The sequence below is a fragment of the Streptomyces sp. NPDC051578 genome, from assembly GCF_044454045.1.
GTDB lineage: Bacteria > Actinomycetota > Actinomycetes > Streptomycetales > Streptomycetaceae > Streptomyces.
Window position 1 is genome coordinate 191,563 of sequence record NZ_JBITDH010000002.1, and the last position, 12,213, is coordinate 203,775.

Annotated in this window: 9 protein-coding genes; 4 read left to right on the forward strand and 5 right to left on the reverse strand. The window is 76.1% G+C overall.

Going from position 1 to position 12,213, the window contains the following annotated elements:
- Positions 1–248 precede the first annotated feature (248 nt).
- Positions 249–2,987 carry a DNRLRE domain-containing protein gene (locus tag ACIA6C_RS11820; protein WP_399274828.1) on the forward strand — a complete coding sequence of 913 codons (2,739 nt, stop codon included), beginning with the start codon at positions 249–251 and terminating at the stop codon, positions 2,985–2,987.
- 61 nt (positions 2,988–3,048) lie between these two features.
- On the opposite strand, the gene ACIA6C_RS11825 is transcribed toward ACIA6C_RS11820, so the two are convergent.
- Positions 3,049–3,537, reverse strand: coding sequence for a hypothetical protein (locus tag ACIA6C_RS11825; protein WP_399274830.1), 489 nt, complete (start codon positions 3,535–3,537; stop codon positions 3,049–3,051).
- 61 nt (positions 3,538–3,598) lie between these two features.
- Between ACIA6C_RS11825 and ACIA6C_RS11830 the strand changes: the two genes are divergently transcribed.
- Entirely contained in the window at positions 3,599–3,943 is a 345-nt protein-coding gene (locus tag ACIA6C_RS11830; protein WP_361137307.1) for a hypothetical protein, read from the forward strand.
- On the opposite strand, the gene ACIA6C_RS11835 is transcribed toward ACIA6C_RS11830, so the two are convergent.
- Positions 3,912–4,745, reverse strand: coding sequence for a MerR family transcriptional regulator (locus ACIA6C_RS11835; RefSeq protein ID WP_399276193.1), 834 nt, complete (start codon positions 4,743–4,745; stop codon positions 3,912–3,914). The genes ACIA6C_RS11830 and ACIA6C_RS11835 overlap by 32 nt on opposite strands.
- Before the next feature lie 71 nt (positions 4,746–4,816).
- Positions 4,817–5,263, reverse strand: coding sequence for a hypothetical protein (locus ACIA6C_RS11840; protein WP_399274832.1), 447 nt, complete (start codon positions 5,261–5,263; stop codon positions 4,817–4,819).
- Positions 5,264–5,590: 327 nt separating this feature from the next.
- On the opposite strand from ACIA6C_RS11840, the gene ACIA6C_RS11845 reads away from it, so the two are divergent.
- Both ACIA6C_RS11845 and ACIA6C_RS11850 read left to right on the forward strand, forming a co-directional pair.
- Complete coding sequence (locus ACIA6C_RS11845) at positions 5,591–6,265, forward strand: peptidoglycan-binding protein (RefSeq protein WP_399274834.1); 675 nt, start codon at positions 5,591–5,593, stop codon at positions 6,263–6,265.
- A 155-nt stretch (positions 6,266–6,420) separates the two neighbouring features.
- Positions 6,421–7,338 (forward strand): NADP-dependent oxidoreductase, encoded by a 918-nt coding sequence (locus tag ACIA6C_RS11850; RefSeq protein WP_399276195.1) that lies wholly within the window; start codon positions 6,421–6,423, stop codon positions 7,336–7,338.
- Between the two features lie 26 nt (positions 7,339–7,364).
- Here the strand turns inward: ACIA6C_RS11850 and ACIA6C_RS11855 are convergent, their stop codons facing one another.
- Both ACIA6C_RS11855 and ACIA6C_RS11860 read right to left on the reverse strand, forming a co-directional pair.
- Complete coding sequence (locus ACIA6C_RS11855) at positions 7,365–10,349, reverse strand: poly(A) polymerase (RefSeq protein WP_399274836.1); 2,985 nt, start codon at positions 10,347–10,349, stop codon at positions 7,365–7,367.
- On the reverse strand, positions 10,349–12,136 hold the full coding sequence (locus ACIA6C_RS11860; RefSeq protein WP_399274838.1) for an RNA ligase family protein: 1,788 nt from the start codon (positions 12,134–12,136) through the stop codon (positions 10,349–10,351). Before ACIA6C_RS11860 ends, ACIA6C_RS11855 begins: the two co-directional genes overlap by 1 nt.
- Positions 12,137–12,213 lie beyond the last annotated feature (77 nt).

Here is a 12,213-nt window from a genome sequence, read left to right on the forward strand (position 1 = left end):
GCCCCGACCTCGCACCCGGGCGACGGTGGGGCGCGGCCCCGTGCGCCGCACGGGGCGGGCGGCGGCGAACCGCCGTCCCGGGTCCGGTTCGGCATCCGATGGGTCAAGTGCCGTGTCCGGCGCACCGATTCGCCCTAGGGTGTGCGCCCGTACGTACGGCCGTCGGACCGCTTTCCGGGCCCGCCGGTCGTACGGCCGTGTCCCGCGCGGCGCACGCGCGGCGCAACGCACACCGAACTGGGGGGTTCATGCGTAGATCCAGAGGGACGGCCACCGCTCTCGCCCTGTCCCTGACGGCGAGCGCCACCGTCATCGGCCTCGGCCTCGCCCCGCAGGCGGCGGCCATCACCCCGCCCGTCGCCTTCACCGCCGACGCGCTGCCCACCTGGCAGCCCAACGGCGTCGTCTGGGCCCTCGCCGAGGCCGGTGGCACCGTCTTCGTCGGCGGTACCTTCTCGGCCGTACGGCCTCCGGCGGGCGGTGGTGGCAGCGAGCGGCCGGCGGTGAACTTCGCGGCGCTCGACGCCGCGACCGGCGCCCCCACCTCCTGCTCCCTGGACTTCACCGTCGGCGGGGGCACCGCCACCGTACGCGCGCTCACGCTCTCGCCCGACAAGAAGACCCTCTACGCGGGGGGATATTTCGGAGCCGTCAACGGCACGCCCGTCTCCAGCATCGCCGCCATCGACGTGGCCGGCTGCACGGTGAAGACCTCCTTCCGGCCCGCCTTCGCGGCCACCGTCCGGGCCCTCGCGGTCACGGGCGACACCGTCTACGCCGGCGGTGACTTCCTGACCGTCTCCGGCCAGCCCCGCAGGCGCTTCGCCGCGGTCGGCGCGAGCGACGGCGCGCTCAAGCCCTTCACCGCCGACGCCGACGAGCCGGGCCGCGCCGTCGACGTCACACCGGACGGGAACAACGTCGTACTCGGCGGTGACTTCTTCACCGTCAACGGCACGAACACCCACGCCCTGGCCGTCGTCAACGCGACGAGCGGCGCCCTCACCAAGGCCTACCCGGGGTTCATCGAGACCAACTCGGTGGTCAAGGACATCGCCACCGACGCGACCGGCTTCTACACGGGCAACGAGGGCACGGGCGGCGGCGTCTTCGACGGCCGCATCGCGCTCGACCTCAGCGACTTCAACCAGCGCTGGCGCGACACCTGCCTCGGCGCCACCCAGGCCGTGCTGCCCTACCGGAACGTGCTCTACAGCGCCTCACACGCGCACGACTGCTCCAGCGTCGGCGAGTACCCCGACGGCCAGCGGCACCACCTCCTGGCCCAGCCGACCACCAGCGTCGGCAAGCTGGGCTGGGCGCCCGACACCAACGACGGCATCGGCGAAGGCATCGGCCCGCGCGTGCTGACGGTGGCCTCCAAGGCCGGAGCCCCCTACCTGTGGGTCGGCGGCGAATTCACCACCGTCAACGGGGCGGCCCAGCAGAGCCTGACCCGCTTCGCCTCGACCGGCGACACCGGGGCCCCCACCGTGCCCGTCGCGAGCGCCGTCAGCTTCACACCGGGCGAGGCCCAGGTGCGCTGGCGCACCAGCCTCGACCTGGACGACAGCGCGCTCACCTACCGGATCTACCGCAACGGCTCCGCGACGCCGATCGGCACGGTCACCGCGGACTCGCTGTTCTTCAAGCGGCCCCAGGCCTCCTGGACGGACACCACCGCCCTCGCCGGACAGTCCTACACCTACCGGGTGACGGCCACCGACGCGGCCGGCAACACCAGCGCCCCGTCCGCAACCGCTGCCGTCACCGTCCCCACCTCGGTCGACGCGTACCCGAACGCGGTCCGCACCGACGGCGCCCAGCAGTACTGGCGCTACGACGAATCGGTCCTGCCGTTCGTCGCCGACTCCTCGGCGGCGGACAACCAGAGCGGCGTCCACCTGAACGGACCGGCACTGCGCCAGTCACCCGGCGCGGTCACCGGCGCGAGCACGGCGATCGGCTTCAACGGCACCAACACCCAGGTGTACGGGGACAAGCGGCAGACGGTGGGCAGCAGCTACTCCATCGAGACCTGGTTCAAGACGAACACCACCCGCGGCGGCAAGCTCGTCGGTTTCGGCAACAACCAGGCCCGCGGCAGCAGTCAGTACGACAAGCACATCTACATGACCAATGACGGCCGGCTGGTCTACGGCGTCTACACCGGAGCGACCCGCACCATCACCACCGGCGGCACCGACCGGTACAACGACGACAAGTGGCACCACGTCGTCGCCACCCAGGGCCCCGGCGGCATGACCCTCTACGTGGACGGCGCCCAGAAGGGCACCCTCAACGTCACCACGCACGAGAACTTCGCCGGCTACTGGCACGCGGGCGGCGACAACCTCAACGCCTGGCCCGACCGCCCGACCAGCGACTACTGGGCGGGACTGCTCGACGAGACGGCCGTCTACCCGAGCGTGCTGAACGCGGCGCAGGTCCAGAACCACTACGCCCTCGCCTCCGCACCCGCCGACTCCGTCGTCCAGCTCACGGCGGCCGAGGACACCTACGCCAACGCCGGCGCGCCCGGCACCAACTACGGGACCTCGGGCTCCCTCGCCGTCCGCGGGACCTCGCTCTACGCGAGCTACCTGCGCTTCGACCTGCCCGCCGCGCCGGCGGGCACGGTACTCAAGTCGGCGACGCTCAGCGTGAAGACCAGCACCATGAGCGGCGCGGGCACGACGGACACCGTCTCGGTGGTGCCGGTCACGGGGGCCTGGACCGAGGGCGGAACGACGTACGACAACCGCCCGGGCCTGGGAGGGCCGGCGCTCGGCAGCTTCCCCGGCGTCCCCGACGGTTCGGCCGTCCACACCGCCGCCCTGGACACGGCGACGGTCGCGTCCGCCCTGGGCAGCGCCTACGGGCTGGCCCTGACCAGCACCGGAACCGACGCCCTGTGGCTGTGGTCCTCGGAAGCCGCGGCCGGCGAAGGCACGCCCCGGCTCACGCTGACCTTCGGCACGCCCTGACCTGCCGCCGCCCCCGCGGCGGGACGGTCCGGCCCGGACCGCCCCGCCGCGGGGGCGGCCCTCAGCGGCGTGGTTCGACCTCCAGGAAGCGGCGCCGACGGGGGCCCCGGTACAGCAGGCACTCCCAGCCGTGCCGCTCCAGCACACGGCCGCACTCCGACAGCCGCTCCTGCTCCTCCTCCGCCGCGCCACCGCCCGGCGGGCCGAGCCAGGACACCTGCACCCGCCCGGACTCCGGCGCGGCCGCCACCCGGTAACCGGTGTGCGTGCGCCGCCCGTCGGGGGCCACCGCCGAGGGCGCGAGACCCGCGGCCTCCAGTACGAGGGCCACCGCGCGCGGCATCCGGCGCAGCTCCCACGGGGCGGGAACCTCCGGGCCCCGAGGGCCGTTCACCAGACGCCGGATCTGCATCAGCCCCTCGTACGCCGTTAGGACCTCGGCCGCCCGCCCGGGGCCCGCCGGCGGGGCCGGGCCGTCCCCGGTCGCCGCCTCGAAGCCCTGCCCGTCCGGTTCCTGCGCCACGCACACCACCCCGTCTGAGTACCCCACGTCCAACGCCCTGAGTATCCGCACCGATTCCGCGTCCGGCGCGCGCTGATCGAATGGCGGCATGACGCACGAAGCCCCGCGCGGCCCGCACCACCCGCGCATGCAGCAGGTCGCCACCGCCGGTTCGGCGCTGGCCGTGGCACTGGTCCCCCTCGTGGTCGGGGTCCTGATCGCCAAGGGGATGGCCGCCGACCCGCACACCCCGGTCAACGCCCTGATCACCGGGGGCGGCCGGCACGCCGGGCTGCCCCGCGCCGAGTGGCGGCGACGCGGGCACACCGCCCTGAGCCGCCTGCGGACCGCCCGCGAGGGCACGGCCCGGCGCTGCGCCGCAGCCCGGGGGCGGCGCACGCGGCGTGCACCGGGCACCGGCGTCAGGGGGTCAGGGGTTCCTGGAGTTCGGTGACCCACTGCTCGCGGTCCTCCGGGCAGGCCAGGGTCAGCTCGCGCGCGAACCCGGCCGAGCGGTGCCCGTGGGCGTCGATCCACCGGGCCAGCGCCTGGACCGTGGGCAGCACGTCGTCCATGGACCCGCGGTGCACCACGGTCGCCGCCCGCTCGACCCCGGGCAGCTCGACGACCCTCACCGCACCCCCGAGGTCCTCGGCGCGGACGGCCGCTGCGACGGGGAGCCCGGCATGCACCAGGACGGATCCCGGCGCGGCGTCCGGAGCGTCCTCGTAGTAGGCCAGACCCGGGCCCGTCGGAACCACCCCCGCAGCCTGGATGCGGCTGCACAGCTCCTCGTACAAAGGACCGATGACCGGCCCGATCTCCTGCGGAGCGTACCCGGCCGCGACGCCGGTCAGCTCCGCCAGCCGCACGGGCGGCAGGTTCTTCACGACGATCTCGTCGGTGGGCATGGTCCCCTCGCTCTCGATGGTCCGGAGCCTCGTCTCGACCTCCGCCAGCCGCGCCGCGGCCGCGGCCAGGGCGCCCTCCAGTTCCGCCTGCCGCAGCCGCAGCATGCCGCGCAGCTCCGCCACGCCCGGACGCTCGTCGAGGATCGCCCCCACCTCTTCGAGGCTGAATCCGAGCTCCTTGAGCGCGATCACGCGGTTGAGGCGGGCGAGCTGTCCGGCCTCGTAGAAGCGGTAACCGCTGACGGGGTCGACACGGGCCGGGCGCAGCAGTCCGAGGGCGTCGTAGTGACGCAGCATGCGGACCGACACCCGGCCGTACTTCGCGAAGTCTCCGATGGTGAACATGACGCCTTCCAGTGCACGGCCTGACACGGTGTGAGGGTCAAGCCCGAGAGCCAGACGGCCATCCTGGCCGGTCAGCGGTCGTACTGGCGCACGCACAGGTCGACCACGGACGGCGGCACGACGCCCTCCGCGGCCGCGCACGGCTCCTCCCCGACGGGGCCGCGCGGAACCGTCCTGCGCGCGGCGTCGGGCGTGCGGACCCGCCGGGGGGCGGAGGGCTTCGCGGCCCGTTCGCCGCCCCTGCGGGCGGGGCGCACGCGCGCCTTGCCCTTCGGCTGCCGGTCGGCGTCCGCCCCGGGGGCGGGGGCCGAATCCGGGGCCGGCCCGGGTACGGGCAACGGGCTCAGCGGCAGCGGCTGCGACGAGGGAACGGCGGGAGGCGAGTCGGGGGCGCCGACGGGTGGCAGCGAACCCCGGGCGGGGCCCGCGGCGGGCTCACCCGGCCCGACCGACACGCAGCCGGCACTCGCCAGGAGCGCGAGGAGGGAGAGGGGCAGGGCGGCCCGGCGTAACTGCATTCCCCCACCATGCCGTACCCCGGACGGCCCAGCCGCGCCGCTCACGCGTCCGGGTGACCCGATGCGCGCCGGAAGCCGGAAGCCGGAAGCCGGGAGCCGGAGCCGGATGCCGGATGCCGGGAGCCGGGAGCGGCGACGCGGCCCGCCCGGGATCTCCTGCCCGGAGGGAACGGGCGGATCGGACAACGGGCTTGACCGGACCCGCCCCCGGCGGCAAGAGTGCGCCCCGATCACGAACCACGGCGCGACCCGCACTGCGAAAGACGTACCCCATGCCCCTGCCCGCCCGCACGGCGGTTCCCCGTGCCACCAGCCGGAAGCGGGCCCATGCCTGACGACGGCCCGCTGGTACGCCCCTACGTCGCGGCCCCGCTCGCGCCGGCCTCCGCGACGAACGGCCCGACCTGGCCCGAGGGCACGGCGCGGCCGGTTCCCGGCCCCCCGCCCGGCGCGGCGCTGCCGGCCGGACCCGACCGGCGCGTACGCGGCGGGTGGGCGCCCGCCGTCCTCGGCCTGCTCGCGCTCACCTGCGCCGGCGCGCTGGTGTTCCTGCTCGGCGCCCCCGAGCCCGAACCCGAGCGGGCCTCGGCGCCGCCCGGCCTGACGGTTCCTGTCCTCCCGGCGCGCAGCCCGGACGCCGACCCGAGCCGCTCTTCCGCAGCCCCGGAGCGGCCCAAGGCCTCCGCCCCGGCCCCGGCCCCGGCCACGGCTACGCCCTCGGCCCCCGGCGCCCGCCCCGGGAGCACGCCCCGCGGCGGCCCGTCCGGCGTCGCCCCGCCGCCCCCGGCCGAGGACTCCGCAACCCTGCGCCAGGGGGACAAGGGCCCCGAGGTACGCGTTCTCCAGCAGCGGCTGTACGCACAGGGGTTCACGTACGTGGCCGTCACCGGCGTCTACGACGGGCGCACCCGGCGCGGTGTCGCGCAGCTCCAGAGCGACCGCGGCATCAAGGGTGACCCGCCCGGGGTCTACGGCCCGGCGACGCGGGCCGCCTTCGGCTGAGGAAACGGCAGCGGCGTGGGCGGACCGGCGCCGGCCGCCGGGAGGCGGCGCGGCTTGCCGGGGCGCGCACGGCCGTCCGTGATGGGATGGCGCCACGCAGGCGATCGCACGAGCCACCAGCTGACGGAGAGGCCGGGTACATGTCCGAGGAAACGATGCGGGCCATGGCATACGAGACGTACGGCGGTACGGAGGTGCTCGCCGAAACCAGGCTGCCGGTCCCCAAGGTCGCACCCGGCGAGGTGCTCGTCCGCGTCAAGTACGCCGCGGTCAACCCGGTCGACTGGAAGATCATGGCGGGTGGGCTCGACGCGCTGATGGACGTCGTGTACCCGGTGGTCCCGGGCTGGGACGTCGCCGGCACCGTCGAGCGCGTCGGCATCGACGCCCCGGAGTTCGCGGTCGGCGACGAGGTCATCGCGTACGCCCGCAAGGACTACGTACACGGCGGCACCTTCGCCGAGTTCGTCAGCGTCCCCGTCCGGACGATGGCCGCGAAGCCCGCCTCGCTCGACTGGAAGCAGGCCGCCGGACTTCCGCTCGCCGGCCTCACCGCGTACCAGCTCCTCACCCGCCTCGGCACCGGCAAGGATGACACCGTCCTCGTCCACGGCGCGTCCGGCGGCGTGGGCTCCCTCGGCGTGCAGATCGCCCGTTCGCTGGGCGCCCGCGTCATCGGCACCGCCTCGCCGCGCAACCACGACCGGCTGCGCGAGCTGGGGTGCGAGCCCGTCGCGTACGGGGACGGCCTCGCCGACCGCGTCCGCGAGCTGGCACCCGACGGGGTGAGCGTCGTAGCGGACTTCGTCGGCGGGGTGCTGGACGTGACGCGCGCGGTCCTCGCGGACGGCGGGCGCCACGCGTCGATCGCCGACCACACGGTGATCGGCGCGGGCGGTCAGTGGATGTGGGTCAGGCCGGTCGCCGACGACCTCGCCGAACTGGGCCGGCTCGCGGACAGCGGGCTGCTGACGGTGCCGGTCGCCGAGACCTTCCCCCTCGCCGAGCTGGCGGCGGCCTTCGAGCTGAGCCAGGCCGGGCACACCGCAGGCAAGATCGTCATCCAGCTCTGAGCGCCCCCGTCCCGCAGGTCAGGCCGTCAGGCCAGCGAGGGGACCGCTCCGCACTCCGCCCAGGCGACCTCGACGCCGGGCAGGCCCGAGGACCACGGGCCGCAGAGCGAGGCCAGCCGGGCCGCGTCCGGCGGGGCGGTCCCGAGGCCGATCGCGTACCGGGCCAGGGCGTCGCCGCGCTCGAAGGGGCGGGGCCAGGCATGGGCGTCGGGCAGACCCGCGTCCGCGAGGGCGCCGAGCAGGGCGCGCAGACGGCCCCGCATCCGGCCCAGGTTCTCCTCGAACTCGCCGGGTCCGGAGCCCCTTACGGTGACCACCGCCCACGCCGCGTGCCGCCGGTGGAGCGGTGTGGGGCCGGCGGGGGAGAGGCGGCCCGGGTCGGCGTCCAGCCACTCCCACGCCGCGTACAGCTCCCGCACCAGCAAGTCCCGCGTCCCGGGGCCCACCTGGGCCGTGCAGCTGCGGACGGGGTGGGAGGGCGTGAGTACGGTGACGGCCGGTCCGGGGCCGGGGGTCGCCTGCGGGGCGGACGGCGTGTTCAGGTCGGACGGCGTGTTCAGGGCGACCGGCAGGCGCCAGTCCCAAGCGGCCCAGGTGGCGAAGAACTCCCTGAGCAGTGTCCCCGCGGCCAGGTCCTCGGCCTCCGCGACCGTGCGCGCCGCCAGCACCGCCCAGGCCAGCCCCGGCAGACCGCCGAACGGGGCGCAGTCCAGGCCGCGGGACCGGGCCCAGGCCTTCACCTCGCGCGCCAGCCCGGCGAACGCCTCCGACCGGGAGCCCACGAAGCCCCGTACCGCATCGGCGTCGCTCACTGCGCTCAGCGCCACCGCCGCCGCCTCGCCGAGCCCGGCGCGCCCGGACACCGCTTGCGCCGGGGCCGCTGTCCCGGTGGCGACGGCCACCAGGTCCACGTCCAGTCCGTCCACGCGGAACCGCAGGCCCGGCACCCGCGCCCCGGTGACCAGCCGGAGCCGCCGGGCCCGCGGCAGCGCCGCCGCGATCCGCTCCCGCAGCCGCTCGGGGTCCACCTGGCCCGGCAGGGCAGCCACCAGGTCCAGGTCCGCCCCGGGCAGCGCGCAGCCCATCCGCCGGGAACCGGCCAGGTGTACCACCGCGCCGGGGAGCGCCCCCTCGACGCGGGCGGCGACGGATCCGGCGTCCGGCAGCGCCCCCTCGACGCGGGCGGCGACGGATCCGGCGTCCGGCCCGGCGGCGGGCGGCCCCACAACCGGTGCCGCCTCCGGTCCCGCTGTGTCCGTGTCCGCCGGCCCGTCACCGCCGGGTCGCGGCGAAGGTGCCTCGTCGGCGAGCCGGCGCACCGACCCGGTCCCGAGTTCCACGGTCGCCCGGACCCGCATCGGCTCGTCCCCGCGCCGCGACAGCACCGCGAGCGATCCGACCCGCACCGCCGAGCCCTGGAGGGAGCCCCCTTCCCCGAGCCGGGCCTCGAACGCGCGGACCGCCCGCTGCGGATCGCCGCTGCGCCCCAGCGTCAGGTGCGGGGTGAACTCCCGCGCGTCCGCGCCCCGCCCGCGACACCCGGGGAAGCGTGCGGCCAGTGCCCGTCGCAGCTCCTGCCACGCCGCGTCACCGTCGGCCGCCGGGTCCAGCCACAGGGTCGCGTCGTCGCGGTGTCCGAAGCTGTGCACCCCGGCCAGCCGGGCGGTGAACGGCGCGGTCCTCGCGGCGACTTCCGCCAGCAACGGCAGCGCCTCCTCGAAGGAGGACTCGGGTACGAAGCCGTACAGCAGGTTCACGTGCGGCGGCCACCGGTCGGCCCCCGGGTCGTGCTCCCGCCGCAGGGCGTCCACCGCCGGGTCGTGCGGCGGCAGCCACGCCACCGCCGTCCGCGCGGTCGCCGGTGCGTCGAGGGTGCCGCCCTCGCCGCCGGCCGCGAACTCGACCGTCGCCTGCACCCCGTAGTGGTCGGAGACGAACAGCCCGTCGGCGGTGGGGGAATCCCCCCGCAGGGAGGCTTCCCGCACCCGCGCGTCCGCCGACCTCAGCAGGATCCGGTCCAGCCGCGCAGCCCGCCCCGACAGCGAGCCGACCGCGGCCAGCGGATTGGCCACCGGGTCGAAGGTCGGGGTGTCGTCCGCCGGCCCGTGCACCTCGCTCCACGCGTCCCGGAGCCCCAGCGCGGCCGCCGGCCCCTCGGCCCCGGACCGCCCGTCGTTGAAGTCGCCGACCAGCGCCAGCGCGGCTTCGACGCCGCCCAGTCCCTCGGCCAGCCGCGCGAGTTCCGCCTCCCGCCGGTCCGCCCCGCGCTCGGAGTGGTCGCTGCTCAGATGCGTCGCGGCGACCACCAGCGGGCCGTCCGCCGTATCGACGGTGACGGCGGTGACCGCCTTGTGCGGGCCCAGCACGTTCAGCCCGGCCTCGCGCACCGGCAGGCGGCTGAGCAGCAGCAACCCGCTGTCGGCGACGTCGGGTCCGCCTGGGTCGGTTCCCAGGGTGTAGCCGGCCCGGACCCACGGCAGCGCCAGCAGCCGGACGAGCAGCGCGGGTTCGACTTCCTGGAGCGCGATCACGTCCGCGTCGGCGGCCTCCAGGTCGGCCAGCAGCAGCGGCCTGCGCCGGTCGGTCGCGATGCGCGGGGCGTCGTAGCGGTCCCACAGCGTGTTCCAGGTGAGCAGCCGCACCCGCGCCGGAGCGGGCTCCGCCCCGGCTCCGGGTGCCTCCACGGGCCGCCAGCCGCCGCCGTCCGCCGGGTCCCATGCGTGCGGGGTGCGGGCGGTGAAGAACGGTGCCCGCAGCAGCCGCGGGTCGCGTACCCGCCCGGCCCGCGTCACGTCGATCCGGTCCACTCCGGTGGCCCGGTCCCACACCAGCTCCCCGTCGGCCTCCACGAACAGCACGCGGTGCCAGGGGATGTCACCGCCCGGCACGAAGGACGGCAGCGGGACCCGCTTGGGGGCGGCCCCGCGCTGGAGCAGCCCGAGGGTGAACCGCGCCGGGTCGAAGCGGGGGTCCCAGCGGACCTGGTGGTAGAGCTGCTCGCTGGTACGCATCAGCCGTCCTCGCCCGGTGTCCCGGCAGCCGCCGGGGACTCCTCCGTGTCCGCCTCGCCGATCGACCCGGCGGTGTCCGCGAGCGTGCCGTCGGCGCCGACGTACCACGTCAGGTGCGCCTCGCCCGGGTACGGAGGACTGAACCGGCGCAGTTGCGAGGCCAGTACGCCCTCCGGCACGGGGTGTGCCCGCGAGGCGTTGCGCCGCACCAGTTCGTCCTCCCCGACCCACACCACGGCGTGCGTGACCAGCGCGTCGCGGCGGCGCGCGACCGCCCCGGCCTGCCCCCGCTGCTGCTTCGTCAGCGAGGTGGCGTCCCACACCACCGTCCCGCCCGTGCGCGCGGCTGCCGCCAGGGCGGCGTCCAGCCGGTCCAGGCCCTCGCGCACAACGTCGGCGTTGGCCCGCTGGTCGGAGCGGGAACCCCGGGCGGTGCGCAGATCGTCAAGACTGATGCAGGTCTCCACCCCGGGCAGCCGCCCGGCGTAGGTGCTCTTGCCGCTGCCCGACGGCCCGCACAACTGCAGCAGGTGCGGGAAGGCCCCGTCCCGGAGGCGCCAGGTCGCGGCCACCGCCTCCTCGGCGGTGTGCACCCTGCCCTGCCCGAACGCCTCCCGCGCCTGCGCCCAGCACCGGTCGGCCGCGCGCTGCCCGAGCCCGGCGAGCGCCTCGCGCAGCCCCCTGCGCAACGGCCCCAGCGGGTCCGGTCCGAGCAGCCCGGCCTCCTGCGCGAGCAGGGCCGACCACTCCGCCCACTCGCGCCCCGCCCCGTCCCCGGGTTCCCCCAGCGCCCCGGCCAGCGCGTGCAGCACTCCCAGGTCGGCGGCCGTGGCCAGGCGGACCAGCCCGGCCCGCCGCTCCGCGTCGGGGAACGGCCTGCGCAGGGCCGGGTACAGCCCGACCAGGTCCGCCACCCGACGGGCGGACGGCATCCCGAGCGGCCCGGCCGCCAGCCGCGCACCCAGCCGGGCTCGCGGCACGCGGTGCAGGACGGCGGCGAGCACCCCGGTCAGCCGGCTCTCCCCGGTGCGCCCCAGCCCGTCCAGCCGGGCGGCCACGTCGGCGACGGCATCCGCGGTCCCCGGCGCGGGGTCGGGCTCCATCCCGAGCGCGCCGAGCAGGCCCGCCGGGTCCGGCTCGGAGCCCGACCGGACCGCCCACAGCGCGGCCGCCGGCCCCAGCCCGTTCGGTACCACCGGCGCGTACATCCAGTGCGTGCCGGTCCGTACGTGCCCTCCGCGCACCCACTTGGCCACGTACCGCCCGAAGTCGGCCCGGGCGAAGCCGGCGACGGTCCGTACGACGTACCCCTCCTGGCGGGTGGTGTCGATCCGCAGCCTGCGCAGCGCGCGCTCGTCGTAGACGCCCCGCCACAGCACGCGCGGGGTGGGCACGCCCAAGCGCCGCAGGAAACCCACCGTCCGGTCCCAGTCCAGGCAGTGGTCGCCGTCCCACACCGAGAACCCGTAGAACCAGCTGTCCAGCTCCTCGTACGGGAGGGAGTGCCGGGCGTACAGGTTCTCGCCGCACACCCGCCGGCCCGCCGGTATCTGCGGGCCGATGCGGCCCTGGAGGCCCTTCACCCAGGCCCGGGAGGGGTGGTGTCCCGAGTCCGGGGAGCGTGCGTGCAGCCCGTCGCGGTAGAGGGTGGTGTTCTCGCCGTCGAGCTTCTCCGTGACGACCACCTCCCGCCCGGCCAGCGCGACGGGTCCGGACATGCGTACGTCGTCCGGGGCCGCCCCGGGGGACCAGGGCAGGTGCGCCGTACGGGGGTAGTGCGTGCGCATGATCCGCTCCTGCTCGACCGCTGCCCGACGAGGGCTTCCACCGTCACTCTAGGTAGGCGGCGCGGGCGGATCCACCC